The following is a 21,618-nucleotide window of genomic DNA, read 5'->3' on the forward strand; positions in this document are numbered from 1 at the left end:
TGATTTTCAATACCCGTCTTTCTGCGGCTGTCTATGGGCGCGGGGGTGGGGGTGGGGGGCCCGTGCCGGGGTTTGGTTTGGAGCCTGACCGCCCGAAGCCGGGCACGGTCGCCCCAGCCCACACCGCAACCACCCAAAACCCGAACTCAGGTAGCGCTGATCGTCCCGGTCATCAGCAGGGCCAGGACGAGGGTCCCGACCGCCACCCGGTAGAGCACGAAGATGTACAGGGTGTGGTGGGCGACATAGCGCAGCAGCCAGGCGATGGCCGCGTACCCGACCGCGAACGCGATGACGGTGGCGACGACCATCTGCGCGACGCTGGGCACCGAGGTGCCCGGGGCTGCGGGTTCGAAGACGTCACCCAGGCTGAAGATGCCGGACATCACCACGGCCGGGATGGCCAGCAGGAAGGAGTAGCGGGCGGCGGTCTCCCGGGTCAGGTTGAGGAACAGGCCGAAGGTCAGCGTCGCCCCGGAACGGGACACCCCGGGGATGAGGGCCAGCGCCTGGGCGAAACCCATGACCACGCCGTCGCGCATCCGGAAGTCCTTCAGGGTCCGGGTCTGCCGGCCCCAGTACTCGGCGAAGGCCAGGATGAAGGCGAACACGATCAGGGTGGTGGCGACCACCCACAGGTTGCGGGCGGTCTCCCGGATCTGGTCCTTGAACAGGAAGCCGAACAGGCCGATCGGGATGGAACCGACGATCACGTACCAGCCCATGCGGTAGTCGAGGCTGCTGCGTACCGAGGAGTCCCAGATGCCGACGACCCAGGTCCGGCCTATTCGCCAGATGTCCTTGGCGAAGTAGAGCAGGACGGCCGCCTCGGTGCCCAGCTGGGTGACCGCGGTGAAGGAGGCCCCGGCGTCCTGGTCGAAGAAGATCGCCGAGGTGATCCGCAGGTGGCCTGACGAGCTGACCGGCAGGAACTCGGTCAGTCCCTGGACGATGCCCAGGACGATGGCTTCGACCCAGGTCACTCCCCGACTCCCGAGAGTTCCAGGGCCTCGGCGACGGTACGCAGGGTCTGCACTCCGCTGTCCCGGTCGGCCGCGAAGAGGGTCACCGAGAGGGTGGTCACCCCGGCCTCGGCGTACTGGCGCATCCGGTCGGCGATGCGCTCCTTGGGGCCGAGCAGGGAGGTGCGGTCGATGAACTCCAGCGGCACCGCGGCGGCGGCGTCACGCTGCCGCTTGGCCAGGTAGAGGTCCTGCACCTCGCGGGCGGCGTCGCCGTACCCCATCCGGGTGGCCAGCTGGTTGTAGAAGTTCTGCTGCCGGCTGCCCATGCCGCCGATGTACAGGGCGGTGTACCAGCGGACCAGTTCGGCGCAGGAGTCGACGTCGTCGCCGACCACGACCGGCACGGAGGGCACCACGTCGAACCCGGCGAGTTCCTTGCCGGCCCGGGCCCGACCGGCGGCGACCGAGGCCAGTTGCTCCTGGGCGAATTCCGGGGCGTAGAAGATGGCCAACCAGCCGTCGGCGATCTCACCGGCCAGTTCCAGGTTCTTCGGGCCGACCGCGGCCAGGTAGATCGGGATGTGCTCGCGCGGCGGGTGGAAGCCCAGCCGCAGCGCCTTGCCGGGGCCGTCGGGCAACGGCAGGGTGTAGAACTGGCCGTCGTAGGCGACCTCCTTGCGGGCCACCGCCAGCTTGACGATGTCGACGTACTCCCGGGTCCGGGCCAGGGGCTTGGCGAAGCGTACGCCGTGCCAGCCCTCGGAGACCTGCGGGCCGGAGACCCCCAGGCCGAGCCGGAACCGGCCGCCGGAGAGCGAGTCGATGGTGGCGGCCGTCATCGCGGTCATCGCCGGGGTCCGGGCGGGGATCTGCATCACGGCGCTGCCGATGTCGATCCGCTCGGTCTGCCCGGCCATCCAGGCGAGCATGCTGGGCGAGTCGGAGCCGTACGCCTCGGCCGCCCACACCACCGAGTAACCGAGCCGGTCCGCCTCCTGAGCCAGGGCCAGATGATCAGCCGGTGTGCTCCACGCTGTCTGGTATCCGAGGCTTAGCCCGAGTCGCACAGAGTCCTCCCCTATCCGCAGTCGCATCAGGTTACGCAATCGCGGCGCTGGGGACGATCACCGGCTCACCCCGAATCGCCAGCAGACTCGACAGGAGCGAGGATATCCGTCTGGCCCGGTTCGAAATAAGGTTCAACCATGCAGCAGCGACCGCTCGGCCGAAGCGGGCTGGCGGTTTCCCGGCTCGCGCTCGGCACCATGACCTGGGGTCGGGACACCGACGCCGACGACGCGGCCGCCCAACTGAAGAGTTACCTCGACGCGGGTGGAAACCTGATCGACACCGCCGACGTGTACGGCGACGGTGACGCCGAGTCGGTGATCGGCTCGCTGCTGGGCAGTCTGGTGCCGCGCGAGGAGTTGCTGATCGCCACCAAGGCCGGTCTGCGGCCCGGCGGCAGCCGACGTCGGGACGGTTCCCGGGGGCACCTGCTGCGCACCCTGGACGCCTCGCTGCGCCGGCTGGGCACCGATCATGTCGACCTGTTCCAGGTGCACGGCTACGACCCGCAGACCCCCCTGGAGGAGACCCTGGCCGCGCTGGACCACGCGGTGGCCAGTGGCCGGGTCCGCTACGTCGGGGTGTCGAACTTCTCCGGTTGGCAGACCGCCCGGGCGGCGGCCTGGCAGGCGGCCTGGCCGGGGCGGGCCCCAGTGGTGGCCGCCCAGGTGGAGTACTCCCTGCTGGAGCGAGGGGTGGAACGGGAGGTGCTGCCGGCCTGCGACGCCCTGGGGTTGGGGGTGCTGCCCTGGTCCCCGCTGGGTCGCGGGGTGCTGACCGGCAAGTACCGGCACGGCCGACCGGCGGACTCCCGGGCGGTGTCGCCGCATTTCGAACGGTTCGTCGCCACCTACCTGGAGCCGCGCTGTTCCAGCATCGTGGAGGCGGTGGCGACCGCCGCCACCGGCCTGGGGGTGTCCCCCCTGGAGGTGGCGCTGGCCTGGATCCGGGACCGGCCCGGGGTGACCGCCCCGATCCTCGGCGCCCGCACCTGCGGGCAGTTGCTCGGCGCCCTTCAGGTGGAGCGGATGACCCTGCCCGAGGAGATCACCACGGCGTTGGACGACGTCTCCGCGCTGGAGGTCGGCTACCCCGAACGGGACGGCTGATCCGGTACCTTTCGCGCCAGGTCAGCGGCAGGGTGGCGGCGGAGGGGTCGGGCTGGGCAGCATAGGGTCCATGGACTACGAATACGCGCCGCTGCGGCTGCCGCCGAATGTCGACCGGTTGACCGCCGCGGCGCAGTTGGCCATCCAGGCGGAGTTCTCCGGCTGGGAACTGGCCCGGGTGCGGCTGTACCGGGACGGCACCCGGCAGGTGGTGCTGCGTCGCCGCCGGGTCAACCAGCCGCAGCCGGGACTGTCGTACTGAGGGTGGTCGCCGATCCGCCGGTGGGTCATCCCCGGTGGCGGATCAGGGGCGCCACGGCCAGCAGGGCCAGGGCCGCCCAGGCCGGCACCCACAGCGGTCGATGCTGGGCCAGGGTGCCGATCCCGCCACCGCAGGCGTAACCGGCGAGGGTCAGCAGGCCGAGCAGGAAGCCTTTTCTGGCTCTGCCGCGACCCTGGGGTGGGCCGAGCAGCCAGCCGACGATCCGTTCACCGGTCTTCGCCACCGTGCCCGACTGGTAGGTGATGGTGGTGGCTGTCCCGGCAGTGCGGACGAACAGGGTGGCCAGGGCACCCATCGCGAACCCGCCGACGGCGGCCAGCAGGGCCCGAAGCCGGGGGCTGTCCCGGCCGTACTCGAACAGCACGTTGAGGGCCCCCAGAGCGCTACCGCGGCCACCGCGAGGGCCAGGCCCCGGGAGACCGGGGTCCACCGACTCGGCACGGCACGCAGCCGGGTGGTCAGACCTGTCCCGACCACGAACGCCACCATCGAGGCCGCCGCCGTGGGCCAGGCAGGATGCCCACCGGCCGGTCCGATCCCCAGGAACAGGACATTGCTGGACTGGTTGCCCACGAAGGCCCCGTACCGCAGAAAGGCGAAGGCGTCCAGGGCCCCGGCGACTACCGTGCTCACCCCCAGGACGAGGATCGGATGGCGGAACTCGCGGTAGACGTCCGCCGGATCGGCCCCGATCCGATTCCCCCCGACGGGCGGTTCGGCACTCGACATCGGTTCTCCACACCTGGCTGGCCGTTCGGGCGGTCCGGCAAGTCATGCGTCGTTGCGACCGGTGCCGATGATTTCGCAACTTACCGAACCCGGGTCACCGAAAGGGCGAATACCACCGGATGACCCGGTAATCGAATTCGCCCGCCGACAGCAGTGGATCGGAGTTTTCCTCGCGAATGTCCCGCCCGCCTGGTTAGCCTCCCCTTAACGGCTCCCGGCGGCCACAACAGGCCGCGGAGAACCGAATTCGGGGAGGCATTGACGGTGATTCCGATGCCCGAGGCATCCGTACAGCGTCCCAAGATGTCCACCGGCGGGTCACCGGCGACCAGCGACATTCAGCGGTACCTCGTACGGATGGTCGCCCTCGCGGACCCGCCCTGCGAACTCTGGTTCCTGGCGCGGTTGCTGGCCCGCGCGGGTGTCGGCACCCGGCTGGCGCTGGAGACGGCCGTGGAGGAGCTGATCGCCCGGGGGACCCTCGTCGACGGCCCGACCGGGTTGCGGCTGGCGTCGCCGCGACTGCGCGAGGGGGTGCTGGCGGAGCTGCCGCTGTCGATGCAGCGGGGACTGCACGAGAGCGCCGCCGAGGTGCTGGCCGAGGCGGGCCGCCCGGCCCCGGCCGCCCGCCGGTTGCTCCAGGCCATGCCGACCGTGGGACAGGGTGCTCGGACCTTGGCCGCCCGGCTGGCTACCGACCCGGCGGTCAGCCCCACCCTCTCGGCGGACCTGCTGCTGGCCTGCGGGGCACCCGGCGCGCCCGATCACCAACTGGACTGGCTGGTCGCCACGGCCGACCACCTCTTCCTCGCCGGACGGCTGCCCGAGGCCATGCTCCTGCTGCGCACCGAACTCGCCGTAGCCCGCTGCGCCGCACACCAGCGGGCCCTCCTGCTGGGTCGGCTGGGCGCCTACCACGCCACCCAGCGCCCCTCACTGTCGATGCGCTACCTGGAGCGGGCCCTGGAGGAGCACCTGGGCGGCCCCGAACGGAGCTGGACCCTGGCCATGCGGGCCTCGGTGGCCGCCCGCTTCGGCTACCCGGACAGCGGTGACCTGCTGGCCGAGGCGCAGCGCGCGCACCGCACCGCCCCGGCCCCCGAGGGTGGGATCCGGCTGGCCCTGGCCCAGGCGGCCCAGGCCACGGTCGGCGCCGACCTGCCCCGGGCCGCCCGGATCCTGCACGAGGTGGACACCAGCGCACCGGGGGCCCGCAGCCAGGTGGTCTTCCTGCGGGTGGACCGGATCGCCAACCAGCTCTCCCTCGGCCAGTTCACGGACGCGCGAAGCGCCCTGGAGGCGGTCACCGAGGAGATCGACACCCTCGGCGGGGTGGCCCGACCCCTGGTCACCGCCCTGGACTGTGTCGCCCGCCTGGCGGTGGGCGAGTTCGCCGAGGCCTCGGCGCGGGCCCGGCTGGCCCTGGAGGATCCGGCCGCCGAGGCGCTGCCCGACGAGGCCCGGGCCACCCTGCTCGGCACCGTGGTGGAGGAGCTGCTGCGGCGCGACGAGGTCTCCATGGCCCGGGCCCTGCTGGCACCGGAGAAACCCGCCCTGGACTGGCCGGACGGCCTGCAGTGGTTTCGCCTGGGGGCTGCCGCGGCCGCCGATCCGGAACCCGAACGGCACGCACCCCTGCTGCGGGCGATGCTGCGGATGTCGCACCGGGCGGCGGCTCCCCTGCTGCTGGTCCCCCACCACGGTCCGCGACTGGTCCGCGCCGCCCTGCTGCTCGACGACCACCGGCACGCCCAGATCCTCGCCGACCACCTCAAGCGGGTAGCCGGCACGGTGAACAACCGGCTGTGGCAGGGCATCGCCCACCAGGCCGACGGGATCATCAGCGGCGACCCGTCGACCCTGGCCACCGCGGTGGCCCGGCTGCGGACCACCACGGCCCGTCCGGCGCTGGCGGACGCGATGTTCGACCTGGGGCGCTCGCCGCACCTACCTCGGCGCGAGGCGGTCGACGTACTCGACGAGTGTGCCGCGCTCTACGCGCGCCTCGGTGCCACCGGCGACCACGATCGGGCCCGGCAGCTCCGCCGCCATCTCGCCACGGGTGACCGCGAGCGGTCCACGGCCCGGCCGGACGGGGTCCAGGCCCTCACCCCCGCGGAGGCGCGGGTGGCCGAGCTGCTCGCCCGGGGCGCCACGAAACAGCAGGCCGCCGACGAGCTGTTCGTCTCCTTCCACACCGTGGACACCCAGCTGCGGGCGATCTACGCGAAGCTCGGCATCCGCACCCGGGTGCAGTTGGCCCGCCTCTGGGACGCCCACCGACCCTCCTGAACGCAGGCCCGGCCGGTACGCGGAAGCCACGACCCGCTGGCAGGTCGTGGCTTCCGCGTCCGCTGCTCAGTGCCGCTGCACGGCGTTCTTCACCTTGGGCAGGACCTCGATGACCTGCCGCTGCATGTTCAGGGTGTCCGCGACCACCTGTGGCGGTACGTTGGCCAGCCACTGTGCCAGCGACATGTCCTCGAACTTCGCGGTCCGGAACAGTTCCAGGTACACGAACGGCTCGTCGCCGAGGTTCTCCACGTAGTGGCCCAGCGAGATCGGCACGTACCCGACGTCACCGCGTTGCAGGTTGAAGGTCCGGGCCGTGGAGCCGCCGCTGAACACCCCCATCCGGCCCTGACCGGAGATGACGTACTGCATCTCGGCGCCGTTGGGGTGCCAGTGCAGTTCCCGCATCGCCCCCGGCTCCAACTCCACCATCGCCACGGTGGTGGTGGTCGCGGCGGCGAAGTTGGTCGAGTCGGCGATGCGTACGCTGCCGCCCTCGAACCGCTCCGGGGTCTGCGACAGGAAGGCGTGCTTGAAGGTACGCGGCACGTCGCCGGTGGGGCTGAAGACCCGCTGTTCGGCCAGCGGCGGCGGCACCTGCCCGTGGAACATGTACTTCTCGCGTTCCGGCAGGTTGCGCATCTGTTCCTCGGTCCAGCCGAAGTTCTTCGCGATCACCGACCTGGGCACGTGGGCGAGGAAGTCGGTCAACTGGAAGGTGGCGTCCTCGGAGTAGCACCCGTCGTCGAAGACCAGGAGGAACTCCATGCCCTCCTCGAAGGCCTGGATGTAGTGCGGGATGCCCGCCGGGAAGTACCAGAGGTCGCCCGCCTTGACGTCTTCCAGGAAGTTGCGTCCCTCCTGGTCCACCGCCCCGATCCGGCCGCTGCCCTTGAGGATGATCGACCACTCGGACTGGATGTGCCAGTGCAGTTCCCGGTACGCCCCCGGGTCCAGCTTCATGTCGATGATCGCCAGGTCGTGCGCGATCGGTAGGAGCCGGTCGGTGATCTCCCGGGTCCAGCCGCCGCTCTCCCTGCGGGTGTGGGCCAGCGAGAAGGGGAACACCATGTTGGGCAGCAGGCCGTCGTCGGTCGAGGGCGGAGTGACCAGGTCGGGGTGGGTGTCGTCGATCGCCGGGTTACGCGGCAGGGTGCCCACCAGCGAACCGCCGCCGTTGGATCCCATGCCGAACTCATCGGACTTGCGCATCGCGAACAACCTCTCGTTGAGGGGCCGCCATGGTGGCGTCCCGGGACGGAAGAAAGAGCGCGCGGACACGTCCAGTGCCCTGGAGCGCGACTGCGAACGGGATCGCGGCACACAGGAACACGAGTGCCGTGATGCTCCAGATCGGCGCGTCGATGGCGACTCCGGCGGCGGCCAGAGCGGCGAACGAGTAGAGCTTGACGCGCAATCTGGCCATGGAGACCAGATCCATGACGGACCTCCTCAGGAGTCGCGGGAAAAGCGCCCGGCAAGAAGTGGCCGTCCATGGTGCGACGGCACGGCTGGGCGCCTACCTGTGATCCTGGCCCGCAATTGGCGTACGCGGAATCACGCGATCGCGCCATTCGGTGGAATCCGTTCCAGCGACGAAGGACGGAAAGCGCCGGCGTTTACCGGATCAGGCGTCCGGGTAGGGTGCGCAATGTCCAATCGTCAAGGCAGAACCGGACCAGCAGGGCGAGGGTCCCCACAACGGTGGAACACGACCCAACTCGACTTTCGGTATCCGTTGTTCGCCCTGATGTTGGGAACCGGATTGGCGGGAGTCGTCGACGCTTTCTCGTTCCTGCGGTACAAGGTGTTCGTCGGAATCCAGACCGGAAACGTGGCCTTCATCGGTATAGGCCTGGCCGGGCATCTCCCGGCGTGGCCGTCCGCCCTGGCGTCGATCATCGCGTTCGGTCTGGGCGGTCTGCTCGGCGCCGGGCTGCGCCGGTTCCCCACTGCGGGTCCGTTGCGACCCCCCGGGTGGGAACTACTCGCGATGCTGGCCCTGCTGGTGCTGTGGGGGCTGGTGGACAAGTCCCTCGACTCGGGTCGGGACTCGTTGACCGAGCGGACCGTGCTGACCGCCCTGTGCGCCTTCCCGGTCGGCATCCTCGGCGGGCTGGTCACCCGCACCTTCGGGGTGCAGACCGCGACCTCCTTCCAGACCGGCACGGTGCTGCGGACCACCCGAGGGCTGGCCGACTGGGTCTTCGAGCGCGGGGACACCAGCGGCGCCCGACGGAATCGCCGGGCTGGGCCTGCTCTGCCTGGCCAGCTATGCGATCGGCGGATATGTCGGGGCGGCCAGTGAGCAACGGCCGATGGTCACCTACGTGATCACCTGGGCGCTGATCGTGGTGATGCTGCTGCTGGCCCTGTCGAAGCGACCCCAGCACACCCCGTGACCCGGGGTCGATGCGCCCCCCGGGCCGCCACCGTCGGATGACGGCAGCGGCCCGGCGGTCATGGAATCAGTGCGCGTGCTCGGCCTCGTCGTCGAGGAAGGGGTGCTCGTCGAGCCGCCCGACCAGCCGGTCACCGGTGGCCGGCTGGAAGGGGCCGACCGCATCGTCGTCGTCGAAGGACTCCAGGTCGACCGGGGTGCCGACCTCGCTGACCATGACGACCCCGTCGAGCGGCTCCAACTCGGGCACGTCCAGCGCGGACAGTGAACCGTCGCCGCTCTGCAGCAGCTCCAGCACGGCCTCGCCGACCCCCTCCACCGGGGGCACCTCCTCCTCGGCCGGGATGCCCTCCCGCCGGGCCGCCTCGGCGATCCGGATCAGCGCGGAGACGCTCGGCACCCGGTAGTCGCGCCGCTGGCGTACCGAGATCACCTGGGGGTGGGGGTCGGTCGCCTCCACCCCGTCGGCCGCGCCGAGGCGCTGGTCGACCTCGTCGGGGTCGATCGACTCGACATCCCACGGGGTGACCTCACCGAAGGCGTCCATGAGCTGCTCGTCGTAGGCGAAGGACGCGTTGTTCAACGCGACGTACGCCCGCCAGACGTCGTCGTCGTCGATCCGGCCCTGCGCGGCGCGGACGGCGGCCAGGTGGTGGCGGGCCGCTTCGATCACGCGCTCGAGAGCGGCATCCAGCTCACCGTGCTGGTCGGTCATAGGAGGCGTCCCTTTCAGGCAGTTTCGTCAGCTGCCGGGCCCGGACCGGGCGCGGCATCAGCAGGTACGCAGGAACCGGTCGAGAACCCGCACGCCGAACTGTAGTCCGTCCACCGGAACCCGCTCGTCGATGCCATGGAACAACGCCGAGAAGTTCAGATCGGCCGGCAGCCGCAGCGGTGCGAAACCGAAGCAGCGGATGCCCAGGTGCGAGAAGGCCTTGGCGTCCGTGCCGCCGGAGAGCATGTACGGCACCGGGTGCGCCCCCGGGTCCTCGGCCCGCAGCGCGGCGGACATGGCCTCGACCAGGTCACCGTCGAAGGTGGTCTCCAGGGCGGGCTGCCGCTGGATGTACTCGATCGCGATGTCCGGGCCGATCAGCTCCCGCAGCTGCTGCTCCAGCAGCTCGGACTGGCCGGGCAGGCTGCGGCAGTCGATGGTGGCGCTGGCGCTGCCGGGGATGACGTTCTCCTTGTAGCCGGCGGCCAGCCGGGTGGGGTTGGCGGTGTTGCGGATGGTGGCCCCGATGATGTTGGCGATCGGACCCAGCTTGGCGATCGCCGCCTCCGGGTCCTCCGGGTCCAGCTCGATGTCGAGCAGCTCGGAGACCTCCTCCAGGAAGGCCCGGACGGTGTCGGTGACGACCACCGGGAAGCGGTGCCGCCCGATCCGGGCCACCGCCTCGGCCAGCGCGGTGACCGCGTTGTCGTCGTGCACCATCGAGCCGTGCCCGGGGCGGCCCCTGGCGTGCAGGCGCAGCCAGTCGATGCCCTTCTCCGCAGTCTCGATCAGGTAGAGCCGCCGGTTCTCGTCCACGCTGTACGAGAATCCGCCGACCTCGCCGACGGCCTCGGTGCACCCGTCGAAGAGCTCCCGGTGCCGGGTGGTCAGGAAGTGCGCGCCGTAGTCGCTGCCGGCCTCCTCGTCGGCGGTGTACGCCAGCACGATGTCGCGCGGCGGACGGACCCCGGTGCGCTGCCAGTGGCGGACCACCGCCAGGACCATCGCGTCGAAGTCCTTCATGTCGATGGCCCCCCGGCCCCACAGGTAGCCGTCGCGCAGCTCACCGGAGAAGGGATGCACCGACCACTCGTGTGGGTCGGCCGGTACGACGTCCAGGTGGCCGTGCACCAGCAGGGCTCCCCGGCTCGGGTCGGTGCCGGGGATCCGGGCGATCACGTTGGCCCGGCCCGGGGCGGACTCGTGCAGCACCGGGTCGATGCCGACCTCGGCCAGCTTCTCCGCTACGTACTCGGCGGCGAGGCGCTCCCCGACGCTGGTGGCGTTGTCGCCCGTGTTCGTGGTGTCGATGCGCAGCAGATCCCGGCAGAGGTCGACGACCTCGTCGGTCGGCGCGGGAAGGGCGGGGCGGGCGTCACTCGTCATCGCCTCTTCATACCAGCCCGCAGGTCAGGCGCGTGCGGCAGCGGTACAGCCGACGCCGTGGTGAGACGGTTTCGACACCGACCGGTGCGGGTACTGCCCCGCGCCGAGGTTGCCATATCATCGGCCCTCCACCGCCCCGCCGAGGAGGGACCGTGTCCGTCCATTTGCCGCCGCTACCGCCCACCCCCGGCGACGGCTACCAGCCCCCGGGGCGCAGCATCGCCGACACCATCGCCGAGGAGCACCGGCAGTTGCTGGCGCTCGCCCGGCGGCTGGTCGAGCCGGGCCCGGACCCCGCGCACGGCCGGGAGATCCTGGTCGCCGCCCTGTCCCGGCACCTGTCGGCGGAGGAGCAGTACCTGCTGCCGGCCGTCCGCCAGGCCCTCGAGGACGCCGACGAGCCGGTGGCCGAGGTGCTGGCCGGCGACGCCGCGCTGCTCATGGCGTTGCGGGGGCTGACCGAGGACCGGCTGGCGATGGTCGCCCAACTGGTCGAGACCCACGTGTCGGCGGTCGACCCGCTGGTGCAGCGGCTGTGTCAAGCCGCCACCGAGGAGGAACTGGTCCGGCTCGGCAACCGGCTGGAGATCGCCGAGGAGGCCGCACCCACCCGCCCGCATCCGGGGGTGCCGCACACCCCGCCGTGGAACCGGATCGTCGAGCCCGCGGTGGCCCTGGTCGACAAGTTCCGGGACGCGGTGACCGGCCGACACACACAGCTCAGCGAGTTGGAGGAGCGGCCCGGGCGCTGAGTGAGCATGTTCATGGCCGTTGATACCTCCAGGCACTACCGCCAACTGCTCCGTGGCCCTACCGTCACGCTATGAACCTGGAGTTGCGCCACCTGCGGGTGGTCTGCGCCATCGCGGAGACCGGGAGCGTGACCAAGGCGGCTTCGACGCTGGGCTTAGCTCAGCCGGCACTCACCGCCCAGCTCCAGCGCATCGAGCGGACCCTGGGCGGGCCGCTGTTCGAACGGGATCGTCGGGGGGCCCGGCCCACCGCCCTCGGCGAGTTGGTGTTGGCCCGGGCCCGGGTGCTGCTGCCCGCGATGAAGGGCCTTCAGGACGAGGCGGCCCGGTTGGCCGGCGCGGGGGACGCCCCACGCCGTTACCGGTTCGGCGGAGTGAACAGCCCGATCCTGGGTCGGCTGGTGCACCGGCTCGCCGCCGAGCAGCCGCAGGCCCAGATCACCACCTACGCCTCCTGGTCGGTGGACGAGTTGGCGCAGCTGGTCGCCGGTGGGCGGTTGGACTTCGCCCTGACCGGGGTGTGCGGCGACTCCACCCCCTCGGCGGACTACGGGCTCAGCTGGCGGGAGGTGGCCGTAGACCCGATCATGGTGCTGCTGCCGGAGACCCATCCGCTGGCCCGGCGCGACGAGGTGGCGCTGGCCGACCTGCGCCACGAGCAGTGGGTGGCCGCCCCGGGGGACGGCTGTTTCGGCGACTGCTTCGCCGCCGCCTGCGCCCGGGCCGGGTTCACCCCCCGCAAGGTGTACGAGACCGACGTGCGCGGCTGCATAGATCTGGTGGACGCCGGTGAGGCGGTGGCCCTGTGTCAGGCCACCTTCCGGCCGGTGGCCGGGCTGGTGACCCGGCGGTTGACCGGTAGCCCCCTGCGGTGGCGGCTGATGCTGGGCTGGCATCCGGAGTCACCGGCCGCCCGGATGGCCGATCTGGTGTTGGAGACGGCGCTGACCTCGTACACCGACTCCCTGGCCCCACACCCGGCGTACCTGGCCTGGTTGTTGCGCAACCCGGCGTTCGGGTTGCGGGCGACGGCGCCGGTGGTGGTGGACCCCGGGGTGCGAACGGCCTGAGGGCGGGTAAAGGGCGGCCATGACCGACCTCTACCCCGCCGCCGACGACCGCGAGGTCCTCCGCGAGGCGGCCGCGCGACACACCACCGCCGTCCGGGAGGTGGAAGCCTTCCTCCGTCGGCTGCCGGAGGTTCCGGACCCGGCCGACCTGACCGAGTACGCCGACCTGCTCACCCGGGAGGAGCAGACCCGCGCCGACCGGACGGCCGCCGCGGAGGCGGCCGGTCTGACCATCGCCAGTCTGGGCACGGAGTAGCGTCGGCGCCGCCGTCGGGGGTCCCGACGGCGGCGCTGGCGCGTGGCCCTACCGCTCCACCACCAGGACGTCGTGTCCGAGGTCGAGCAGGGAGTGCCGCCACTGGTCGTCGGCGTTGCCCCGGCTGGGCCGGGCCGCGGTCAGTTCCCGGATGCGCTCCACGGCCTCCCGCATCACCTCGATGTCCTCCGGGGTCAGGTCGACCTTGCGCTTGCGCAGTACGGCGAGGATCTGCCGCCCCGGTTCGGGCAGGTCCAGATCCGGGCCGGGGCCGAACGCCTCCTCACCGGAACCACGGGTCAGCAGCCACTGCCGTAGCTGTTCGGACGGCACGTTGACCTCGGCGTGGAAGTCGTCCCAGAGCACTTCCACCTCGGGTTCGAGTCGCTGTTCGCGTACCATCAGCCCTCCTCTGCCGGCGGCGACCCGGGTGATTCCGGGTCCCCCTCGTCGATCGGCCCACCCGGTCCCTCCGCCGGCACCTGCACCCGGGCGGGGTTGGCCGTCGGCGGGGCGACGATCGGGTCGGCCCGGTCCTCGTCGCGGTTCTCCTCCGGTTCGGTCATCTGTACCCTCCCGGTCCGGGGACATTCCGATCAGCGGGGATGGGTGGTGGAGGCGGCCGTGTAGCCGCTCTCCCCGGCCGCCACCTCGAAGTCGAGGTGGCCCTCGCGGGCGTCCACGATCACCCGCTGCCCCGGGGACACCTGCTGTTCCAGCAGCATCCGGGACAACTGGTTGTCCACCTCCCGCTGGATGACCCGGCGCAGCGGTCGGGCCCCGAACTCCGGCTGGTAGCCGTGCTCGGCCAGCCAGTCGACCCCGGCGGTGGTGAAGTCCACCTCGATGTCCTGGGCGTGCAGCCGACGGCGGGTCTCCTCCAGCATCAGGCCGGTGATCTGCCGCAACTGCTCGGCCTCCAACCGACGGAAGATGATCACCTCGTCGATGCGGTTGAGGAACTCCGGGCGGAAGTTCTCCTTGAGGCGGCGCATCAGCCGCTCCCGCAGTTCGTCGTTCTCCTGGCTCTCGCCGGGGGCACCGGCACCGAAGCCGACCGACCGCTGAGTGCCGGTGATCAACTCGGAGCCCAGATTGCTGGTCATGATCAGGACGGTGTTCTTGAAGTTGACCGTCCGGCCCTGGCTGTCGGTCAGCCGACCGTCGTCGAGCACCTGCAACAGGATGTTGAAGACGTCCGGGTGCGCCTTCTCGATCTCGTCCAGCAGCACGACGGCGTACGGTCGGCGGCGTACCGCCTCGGTGAGCTGGCCCGCCTCCTCGTACCCGACGTAGCCGGGTGGGGCGCCGACCAGCCGACTGACCGTGTGGCGTTCCTGGAACTCGCTCATGTCCACCCGGACCATCCGGTCCGCCTCGCCGAACAACGCCTCCGCCAGGGCCCGGGCCAGCTCGGTCTTGCCCACCCCGGTGGGGCCCAGGAACAGGAAGCTGCCCATCGGGCGGTTCGGGTCCGCCAACCCGGTACGCGACCTGCGTACCGCCTCGGCCACCGCGTTGACCGCGTCGTCCTGGCCGATGACCCGCTGGTGCAGGTGCCCCTCCAGGCGCAGCAGCCGGTCGCGTTCCTCCTCGGTGAGCTGGCTGACCGGGATGCCGGTGGCCCGGGAGACCACCTCGGCGATCTCCTCCGACCCCACCTCGGGTACCTGGTTGGCGCCGCCGTCCTCGCCACGGGCCCGGCCTACCTGCTCCTCCAGTTCGGCCACCCGGTCCCGCAGGGCGGAGGCGCGTTCGTACTGCTCGTCGGCGACCGCCTGCTCCTTGTCCCGGCGTACCTCCTCGAGTTGCTGCTCCAGGTCGCGCACGTCGGCGGCCGGGGTCCGGGTGCGCAGCCGGACCCGGGCCCCGGCCTGGTCGATCAGGTCGATGGCCTTGTCCGGCAGGTAGCGGTCGGTGATGTAGCGGTCGGACAGTTCGGCGGCGGCGACCAGGGCCTCGTCGGTGAACCGCACCTGGTGGTGGGCCTCGTAGCGGTCCCGCAGGCCGCGCAGGATGGCCACGGTGTCCTCGACGCTGGGCTCGGGCACGAACACCGGCTGGAACCGGCGGGCCAGGGCGGCGTCCTTCTCGATGCTGCGGCGGTGTTCGTCCAGGGTGGTGGCGCCGATCACCCGCAGCTCGCCGCGGGCCAGGGCCGGTTTCAGCATGTTCGAGGCGTCCATGCCGCCCTCGCTGCCGGCACCGCCCGCACCGACCAGGGTGTGGATCTCGTCCAGGAAGATGATCAGCTCCTCCCGGTGGGCCCGGATCTCGTCGATCACCTTCTTCAGCCGTTCCTCGAAGTCGCCCCGGTAGCGGGTACCGGCCACCAGACCGGCCAGGTCCAGTTGGATCACCCGCTTGCCGAGCAGGGTCTGCGGCACGTCACCGTCACAGATCCGCTCGGCCAGGCCCTCCACGATCGCGGTCTTGCCGACCCCGGCCTCGCCGATGAGCACGGGGTTGTTCTTGGTCCGCCGGGACAGGATCTCCACCGCCTGCTCGATCTCGGCGGTCCGTCCGATGACCGGGTCGATCTGGTCGTTGCGCGCCAGCTCGGTGAGGTCCTGGCCGTACTGGTCCAGGGTGGGGGTGCCGCGATCCGGGCGGGGGTTGGCCATCGGCCCCCGCTCGGCGTTGGCGGCCTGCAAGGACTCCGGCTGGATCCGCCCGGCGGCGAGCATCCGACCGGCCGGCGACTCCGGGTTCAGCGGCAGGGCCATCAGGATGTGCTCGGGACCGATGTAGTTGGCGCCCATCGCCCGGGACAGCTGATGGGCGTCCAGCAGGGCCCGCTTGGCCGCCGGGGTCAAGGACAGGTTGTGTGGCACCTCGCCCCGGGGAGCACCGTCGCCCCGCCCACCCAACGCGTTGATCAGGGTGTCCGGATCGGCCCCGGCGCGACGCACCAGATCCTGAAGGGGTTCCCGTTGCAGGGCGGCCCAGAGCAGGTGGTCGGTGTCCAGGTCGTTGCTCTTGCGCTGCGCCGCCCGCCGGGCCGCGTCGGCGAGCATCTCCCGGGCGTCCGCGGTCATCAGTCGGGTGATGTCGACCCGGTGGGCGGACCGACGCCCACCCTCACCCCGACCGAAGTACCGGGCCAGGAACTCGTCCCACGGGTCCGAACCGAAGTCGCCGGGTCCAATCATGTCTTCCTCCGCGGTCGGGCGCGAGACGGGTCGGCACGGGCTACCCGGCCCCCGGCCGGACAAACGCCACCCCGGCTGCTTGATCGACTCGGTTTCGGCGCGATGGCGGTGTCCGCGGCAGCAGGAGGCCGCCGTTTCGCCGAAACGGCGGGAGCGGGGACGGCGGGTGGGCGACCCAGGCCGCCCGGCGCGGCGGTCACGCCGCGCCCTGGGCCGGGTGGCATGGTGGGCCGATGAACGCGACTCCGCTGCTCATCGTGGACGCCGCCAACGTGGTCGGATCCCGGCCGGACGGCTGGTGGCGGGACCGGGCCGGGGCGACCGCCCGCCTGCGGGACACCCTGGTGCCGCTGAGTGGGCAGGGGGTGCCGCCGGATCTGCCCCCGCCGGTGGAGGTGGTGCTGGTGGTCGAGGGTGCGGCCCGCAAGGTGCCCGGGGTCGAGGGGGTGCGGGTGGTCTCCGCCACCGGTTCCGGGGACGACGCCGTGGTCGAGCTGGTCGCCGACGCGAGCGACCGGCGACGCCTGGTGGTCACCGCCGACCGGGCGTTGCGGGATCGGGTCACCGTGCTCGGCGCCGAGGTGTACGGCCCCCGATGGCTGCGCCCCTGATCCCGCCCGTACGCCGCTGCGACCAGGCATTGATCACGTTTGGTGATCTCACGACCCCGGGTCTCACGAATCGGACTCACGTCCCCTGCGGTCGACAACCGGTCAACGAGGCAGCAACACTGACAGGGCGGATGTCCGTTCCGTAACCGGCATAGGCTCTAATGGAGTCCTCCCCGCCCCCAGGAGGTTCCCGCGTGGCGAGCGTCGCCGAGCTCAAGGCAGCCATCGAGATAGCGCTCCAACAGATCGGTGACGGCCAGAGCGCCGTCCAGGCCGCCGGCGAGAAACTGGCCGAGGCGCAGCAGACCCTCGCCGGTGCCCTGGAGGGCAGCGGACACACCACCGTCGAGGCGGCGCAGGCGTCGCTGACCCAGGCCAGTCAGGAGCTTGAGGAGTGCCTCGCCGCGACGCTCGTCGCGGTCGAGCAGGCCCAGCAGTACGTCGCGACACTCTAGGGGCCGGGCGTGTCCATCGTCGAGGATGTCGGCGCACAGGTCCGGGCCACCGCCGAGGAACTGCCGTTGGGCCTGCTGGCGCAGGCCCTGGAGAAGTTCGGGCTGGCCACCGAGCGGCTGCGCTGGGTACGGCAGGAGTCGGCCAGCCCGATGGGGGTGCCGGAGCTGTCCGCCGCGGTCGAGCACGCCGAGACCGCCGGGTACGCGCTGCGGGTGGCCCAGGAGCAGCTGACCGAATACCTGGCCGCGATCGGGCTGGCCCCCGACGGGGCGGCACCACCGCCGGTCGCACCCCAGCGTCGACCCGCCCACGACGCTCCCCCGGCCAGCGAACCGGTCGCCGAGGACGCCCCGGAGGCGGCCGGTGAGGTGCGGCTGCGCCGCTGGTGGGCGGTGCGGGTGGCGGAGTTGACCGGCGGCGGCGAGGGGTCGGGCGAGCAGCCCGACGAACGGGTCACCGACTCCCGGGAACTGCTGCGCCGGGTGGTGCACGGCGTACGCGCCGGTGACCGGGACCGGCTGCACCGGGAGTTGCGGGGGGCCCACGCCGACGTCGGCCTGGGGCTGGCCGCGGTGGCACCCCCGTTGCTGCGTGATCTGGCCGGGCAACTGCTCGGCCACCCGCCCCGGGGCGACGATCTGCCCCGGCTGCACCGCGAGTTGGACGGCCGGGTGCGGGACCTGCTGCCCGGTCTGCCCGCCCCGGTGCTGGACACCATGCTGACCCGGGTCTGCCGGATGCCACCGCCGCGACGCGGTGAGGGCGAGCAGCCGCACGCGGCCGATCCGGCGGTCACCGCCGGCGTACTCACCGGGGTCCTGCTCGACCGGCTCGGCCGCGACCTGCCGGAGAGCGCCGGCACCCCGGGGGAGCCGACCGGAGCCGCCGAGGCCCGCCAGCCCCGGCGCGAGCCACCGTCGGCCGGCCCACCGAGACGGCCCACCACCGAGCAGGGGACGAACGGCCGGCCCGGGAACGGGATCGATGGCTGATCGGCGCAACCAGCTCGTCATCCGGGTCCGGGAGATGCTCGCCGACGCCCTCGGCTCCGCCCGGAACAGGTCGGAGGCCGCACAGACCGCCCTGGCCACCGCCCGGGACCGGGCGGTACGGGTGCGGCGGGCCGCCCTCGGCGTACCCGAGCGGGTGGGTGCCGAACGCGACAAGCGCCTGGCCGAGATCGACGCCCAGCACACCGCGCGGCTGGCGGCCCTGGCCCGGCAGGCGGCAGAGGCCGCGGCCCGGGAGGCGCCCGGGGCGGGCTCGGTGCCGTGGGAACGATGGCGGCCCACCCCGGCCGATCGCGCCGAACCCCCGGGCGCAACCCGCATCGGTACGGTGCAACTGCCCGATGTCGACCCGGTGCCGGCGCTGGTGGCCCTGCTCGACGCCGGCCATGTGGCACTCGACGGAGACCCCGAGGGCTGCGCCGCCGTGGTCTCCGCCCTGCTGCTGCGCAGCCTGGGCCGGGCCGTGCCGGGAGGGGTGCGGGTGGTCGGCTACGACCCCGATCACCTGGGCGGCGGACTGGCCGGATTCGCCCCCCTGGGCACCGCCGGGCTGCTCACCTTCGTCGGGCCGGGTGGGCTGGGTCGGCTGCTGGACGACCTGGTGGAGCAGATCCGCCGGATCAACGAGACCGTGCTCGCCGGTGAACACGCCACCCTGCGCGAGTTGGCCGCCACCACCGGCCGCCGACCCGAGCCCTGGCGGGTGGCGGTGCTGCTCGGCGGGGAGGAGTTGTCCCGCCACGAACGCGGCCAACTCGACCGGGTGGTCCGGGCCGGCGCGGCCTGCGGGGTCCACCTGATCGTGCAGGGTGTGCCGCTGCCGGCGGAACCGACCGTCACCCGGATACGGGTCACCGGGGCCCAGGCCCGGGTCGACACCCTGCCGGTGCACCTGGACCCGCCCCCGCCGGCCGCCCTGGTCACCGAGACCTGCCGCCAGATCGCCTCGGTGGTCAACGCCGGTCCCGCCCCCACCCCCTTCACCGATCTGCTGCCCGCCCCGGAGCAGATGTGGCGGGAGGACTCCGCGACCGGGCTGACCGCCCCGATCGGCGAGGGGCCGCACGGCCGCCCGGTGCTGGTCACCCTCGGCGACTATCCGCCGCACGCGCTGATCGGCGGGCCCTCCGGCACCGGCAAGACCAACCTGATCTTCGCCTGGATCGGCGCCCTGGCCGCCCGCTACTCCCCCGCCGAGCTGGAGTTCTACCTGCTCGACTTCAAGGAGGGGGTGTCCTTCGCCCGGTTCGCCCAGGGTCGGCGGGACCCCAGTTGGCTGCCGCACATGCGACTGGTCGGCATCAATGTCAACACCGACCGGGAGTTCGGTCTGGCACTGCTGCGCTTCCTCGCCGAGGAGCTGCGCCGCCGGGCCGACGCGGCGAAGAAACACGAGGTCACCAAGCTGGCCGAGCTGCGGGCGGTGGACCCCACCGGGCACTGGCCCCGGATCGTGGCCGTGGTGGACGAGTTCCAGATGCTGCTGGCCGGACGGGATGCGGTGGCCCGGGAGGCCGCCGACCTGCTGGAGGACCTGGCCCGGCGGGGCCGCTCCCAGGGCATCCACCTGGTGCTGGCCTCCCAGGACGTACGCGGCATCGAGGCCTTGTGGGGACGCCCGGCCCTGGTGGCCCAGTTCACCCTGCGTATCGCCCTGCCCAAGGCCCTGCGGATCCTGGCCGAACGCAACGACGCCGCCCAGTCGCTACCGAAGTTCCACGCGGTGGTCAACGCCGAGTCGGGCCTGCCCGAAGGCAACGAGGTGGCCCGGATCCCGTCAGCCAGTGACTGGGAGACCTGGAGCGAGCTTCAGCACCGGCTGTGGCGGATGCGTCCGGCCGAGGCGGCACCGGCGCGGCTGTTCGACGGCGATGCGATCCCCCGGTTGGCGGACGCGCCGGACTTCCGGGCGTTGACCGCCCCGGAGATCGGCACCCCCCGCGGCCCGGTGGCCCTGCTCGGCGAGATCATCGACGTACAGGCCCGGTCGGCTGCTCTACGACTGCCCCGCGCGCCCGGGCGGAACCTGGCGGTGCTCGGTACCCGGGTCGACGAGGCCTGCGCGGTGCTGGACGCCGCCGCCCGGTCCCTGGCCCGCCAGCACCGTCCGGGTACGGCCCGGTTCTCCATCGCCTGCCTGGACCCGGACGCCGACCCGGCGGCCCGGGCCCTGTACGAGGAGTTGGCCGACGACGCCGCCTGGTACGACGAGGAGAGCGTGGCCGAACTGCTGGCCGAGACCGCCGAGGGGCTGGGTGCCCCCGGGGTCAGCCAGGCACCCCACTATCTGCTGCTGTTCGCCGTCGACGCGGCGGCCGGGGCCCTGGCCACCCGGATCGGAAAGGCCACCGGGGGCGCCCACCTGCGCCGGATCCTGCACGACGGCCCGGAACGGCGCACCCATGTGCTGGCCTGGTGGCGGGGGATCGCCCGGATGCGTGCCGACCTGGGCGGACCGAGCGCCCGTACCGACCAGATCGGGGCCTGGGTGGCCCTGGACACCCACGGCGGGGAGTTGGGTTCCCTCTACCCCGGCACCGGGCCGGACTGGTATCCCCGGCCGTGGCGGGGTCTGTTCTTCGACCGGGCGGTGCACCGCACCGGGCAGACCATCATCCCCTACGGACCGGCCCGATGAACGAACCGGTGACCAGCCAGACCTACGCGGCGGCGCTGCGGCGCCTGGCCGAACTGACCGCCCGGGTGCGGGAGCAACAGGCCGAGGCGCACAGCTGGTACGAGCAGCAGTGCGCGGTGGCCGACCGGGCGGTGGCCGAGTCCGCCGAGGAGGTCAACCGGGCCGAGCGGGAACTGGTGGCCGCCCGGGAGACCCAGGAGCGGGTCGACGCCGAGGTCTCGGTGCTGTGGCAGGAACTCAATGCCCGGCTGGGCGGCGGCGGACGCCGCGCCGGCGCGCCACCGACACCGAGGGCCGATGCCATCGGCGACCCCCTGCCGCTGTTGGAGGGGGTACGCGACCTGCTGCGGCGTACCCGGCAGCGGGCCGAACTGTCCGGCAAGGTCAACCCGCTGATGCTGCTGTGCGGCGTGGGCGGTGCCGTGCTGGCGTACGCCCTGGGGGTCGGGGCCCGGGCCCTGGGCGCCCGCAGCGAGGGTGAACTGGCCGTCGGCCTACCCGTGCTGGCTCTGGTGATCACCCTCCTCGGCCCGGTGCTGGGCCTGCTCCCGGCCCGCCTGATCGCCGACCGCCAACACGCCGTCCTGACCCCCCGCCCCGTCCTCCTGGTGGTGTCCGCCGGCCTGACCACCACCCTCCTCCTCCTAACCACCCTCTAACCCCACCCCTCCCCGCCCCGCCCCTCTATCTGCGCATCGATCTTGCACTTTTCGTCGCCGCAGAAG

The 21,618-nt window shown here is 72.1% G+C and carries 22 protein-coding genes and 1 pseudogene; 12 read left to right on the plus strand and 11 right to left on the minus strand.

Going from position 1 to position 21,618, the window contains the following annotated elements; translation table 11 throughout:
* Positions 1-146: 146 nt before the first annotated feature.
* Together ABZ795_RS20045 and ABZ795_RS20050 are read right to left on the minus strand one after the other, a co-directional pair.
* The gene (locus ABZ795_RS20045) at positions 147-983 is read right to left on the minus strand and encodes an undecaprenyl-diphosphate phosphatase (RefSeq protein WP_357531447.1); all 837 of its coding nucleotides are present in this window, start codon (positions 981-983) and stop codon (positions 147-149) included.
* Positions 980-2,032, minus strand: coding sequence for an LLM class F420-dependent oxidoreductase (locus ABZ795_RS20050; RefSeq protein ID WP_357531448.1), 1,053 nt, complete (start codon positions 2,030-2,032; stop codon positions 980-982). Before ABZ795_RS20050 ends, ABZ795_RS20045 begins: the two co-directional genes overlap by 4 nt.
* Positions 2,033-2,170: 138 nt before the next feature.
* On the opposite strand from ABZ795_RS20050, the gene ABZ795_RS20055 reads away from it, so the two are divergent.
* Entirely contained in the window at positions 2,171-3,142 is a 972-nt protein-coding gene (locus ABZ795_RS20055; RefSeq protein WP_357531449.1) for an aldo/keto reductase, read from the plus strand.
* Between the two features lie 70 nt (positions 3,143-3,212).
* On the plus strand, positions 3,213-3,404 hold the full coding sequence (locus ABZ795_RS20060; protein ID WP_013734349.1) for a DUF5703 family protein: 192 nt from the start codon (positions 3,213-3,215) through the stop codon (positions 3,402-3,404).
* Positions 3,405-3,429: 25 nt separating this feature from the next.
* Here ABZ795_RS20060 and ABZ795_RS20065 read toward each other — a convergent pair whose 3' ends face one another.
* A complete protein-coding gene (locus tag ABZ795_RS20065; RefSeq protein ID WP_357531450.1) occupies positions 3,430-3,789 on the minus strand; it encodes a DUF1275 family protein in 360 nt (119 codons plus the stop codon).
* A gap of 74 nt (positions 3,790-3,863) precedes the next feature.
* A pseudogene (locus ABZ795_RS20070) lies at positions 3,864-4,154 on the minus strand (DUF1275 family protein); the annotation flags it as partial.
* Positions 4,155-4,427: 273 nt separating this feature from the next.
* Here ABZ795_RS20070 and ABZ795_RS20075 point away from each other — a divergent pair.
* On the plus strand, positions 4,428-6,446 hold the full coding sequence (locus ABZ795_RS20075) for a LuxR C-terminal-related transcriptional regulator (protein WP_357531451.1): 2,019 nt from the start codon (positions 4,428-4,430) through the stop codon (positions 6,444-6,446).
* A 66-nt stretch (positions 6,447-6,512) separates the two neighbouring features.
* Here ABZ795_RS20075 and ABZ795_RS20080 read toward each other — a convergent pair whose 3' ends face one another.
* Positions 6,513-7,658, minus strand: a complete 1,146-nt coding sequence (locus tag ABZ795_RS20080; RefSeq protein WP_327025526.1) for a cupin domain-containing protein — start codon at positions 7,656-7,658, stop codon at positions 6,513-6,515.
* Positions 7,642-7,887: a hypothetical protein gene (locus tag ABZ795_RS20085; RefSeq protein WP_357531452.1), complete on the minus strand. Its 246-nt coding sequence runs from the start codon at positions 7,885-7,887 to the stop codon at positions 7,642-7,644. Before ABZ795_RS20085 ends, ABZ795_RS20080 begins: the two co-directional genes overlap by 17 nt.
* 309 nt (positions 7,888-8,196) lie before the next feature.
* On the opposite strand from ABZ795_RS20085, the gene ABZ795_RS20090 reads away from it, so the two are divergent.
* Complete coding sequence (locus ABZ795_RS20090; protein WP_357531453.1) at positions 8,197-8,754, plus strand: YoaK family protein; 558 nt, start codon at positions 8,197-8,199, stop codon at positions 8,752-8,754.
* A gap of 160 nt (positions 8,755-8,914) precedes the next feature.
* Here the strand turns inward: ABZ795_RS20090 and ABZ795_RS20095 are convergent, their stop codons facing one another.
* Entirely contained in the window at positions 8,915-9,562 is a 648-nt protein-coding gene (locus ABZ795_RS20095; RefSeq protein ID WP_327025523.1) for a hypothetical protein, read from the minus strand.
* Positions 9,563-9,619: 57 nt separating this feature from the next.
* Entirely contained in the window at positions 9,620-10,948 is a 1,329-nt protein-coding gene (locus tag ABZ795_RS20100) for a M20/M25/M40 family metallo-hydrolase (protein WP_357531454.1), read from the minus strand.
* A gap of 152 nt (positions 10,949-11,100) precedes the next feature.
* Here ABZ795_RS20100 and ABZ795_RS20105 point away from each other — a divergent pair, with 152 nt between their 5' ends.
* From ABZ795_RS20105 to ABZ795_RS20115, 3 genes are all read left to right on the plus strand, one after another.
* On the plus strand, positions 11,101-11,700 hold the full coding sequence (locus ABZ795_RS20105; protein ID WP_327025521.1) for a hemerythrin domain-containing protein: 600 nt from the start codon (positions 11,101-11,103) through the stop codon (positions 11,698-11,700).
* Between the two features lie 71 nt (positions 11,701-11,771).
* Complete coding sequence (locus ABZ795_RS20110; protein ID WP_327025520.1) at positions 11,772-12,770, plus strand: LysR family transcriptional regulator; 999 nt, start codon at positions 11,772-11,774, stop codon at positions 12,768-12,770.
* A 19-nt stretch (positions 12,771-12,789) separates the two neighbouring features.
* Positions 12,790-13,026, plus strand: a complete 237-nt coding sequence (locus tag ABZ795_RS20115) for a hypothetical protein (protein WP_357531455.1) — start codon at positions 12,790-12,792, stop codon at positions 13,024-13,026.
* A gap of 48 nt (positions 13,027-13,074) precedes the next feature.
* Here ABZ795_RS20115 and ABZ795_RS20120 read toward each other — a convergent pair whose 3' ends face one another.
* From ABZ795_RS20120 to ABZ795_RS20130, 3 genes are read right to left on the minus strand one after another with little or no spacing between them, the layout of a single operon-like run.
* Positions 13,075-13,428 (minus strand): DUF3140 domain-containing protein, encoded by a 354-nt coding sequence (locus tag ABZ795_RS20120; RefSeq protein WP_357531456.1) that lies wholly within the window; start codon positions 13,426-13,428, stop codon positions 13,075-13,077.
* Positions 13,428-13,592 (minus strand): hypothetical protein, encoded by a 165-nt coding sequence (locus ABZ795_RS20125; RefSeq protein WP_327025517.1) that lies wholly within the window; start codon positions 13,590-13,592, stop codon positions 13,428-13,430. The genes ABZ795_RS20120 and ABZ795_RS20125 overlap by 1 nt, the downstream gene beginning before the upstream one ends.
* Before the next feature lie 30 nt (positions 13,593-13,622).
* Positions 13,623-16,178: an ATP-dependent Clp protease ATP-binding subunit gene (locus ABZ795_RS20130; RefSeq protein ID WP_357531457.1), complete on the minus strand. Its 2,556-nt coding sequence runs from the start codon at positions 16,176-16,178 to the stop codon at positions 13,623-13,625.
* 233 nt (positions 16,179-16,411) lie between these two features.
* On the opposite strand from ABZ795_RS20130, the gene ABZ795_RS20135 reads away from it, so the two are divergent.
* From ABZ795_RS20135 to ABZ795_RS20155, 5 genes are all read left to right on the plus strand, one after another.
* Complete coding sequence (locus ABZ795_RS20135) at positions 16,412-16,789, plus strand: hypothetical protein (protein ID WP_357531458.1); 378 nt, start codon at positions 16,412-16,414, stop codon at positions 16,787-16,789.
* A gap of 194 nt (positions 16,790-16,983) precedes the next feature.
* A complete protein-coding gene (locus tag ABZ795_RS20140; RefSeq protein WP_327025514.1) occupies positions 16,984-17,244 on the plus strand; it encodes a hypothetical protein in 261 nt (86 codons plus the stop codon).
* 9 nt (positions 17,245-17,253) lie between these two features.
* Positions 17,254-18,237, plus strand: coding sequence for a hypothetical protein (locus ABZ795_RS20145; protein ID WP_357531459.1), 984 nt, complete (start codon positions 17,254-17,256; stop codon positions 18,235-18,237).
* Positions 18,230-20,893: an FtsK/SpoIIIE domain-containing protein gene (locus ABZ795_RS20150; protein ID WP_357531460.1), complete on the plus strand. Its 2,664-nt coding sequence runs from the start codon at positions 18,230-18,232 to the stop codon at positions 20,891-20,893. Before ABZ795_RS20145 ends, ABZ795_RS20150 begins: the two co-directional genes overlap by 8 nt.
* The gene (locus ABZ795_RS20155; RefSeq protein ID WP_357531461.1) at positions 20,890-21,552 is read left to right on the plus strand and encodes a hypothetical protein; all 663 of its coding nucleotides are present in this window, start codon (positions 20,890-20,892) and stop codon (positions 21,550-21,552) included. The genes ABZ795_RS20150 and ABZ795_RS20155 overlap by 4 nt, the downstream gene beginning before the upstream one ends.
* Positions 21,553-21,618 lie beyond the last annotated feature (66 nt).

Origin of the sequence: Micromonospora sp. NPDC047134, from assembly GCF_040643455.1 — a bacterium.
Taxonomy (GTDB): Bacteria; Actinomycetota; Actinomycetes; order Mycobacteriales; family Micromonosporaceae; genus Micromonospora.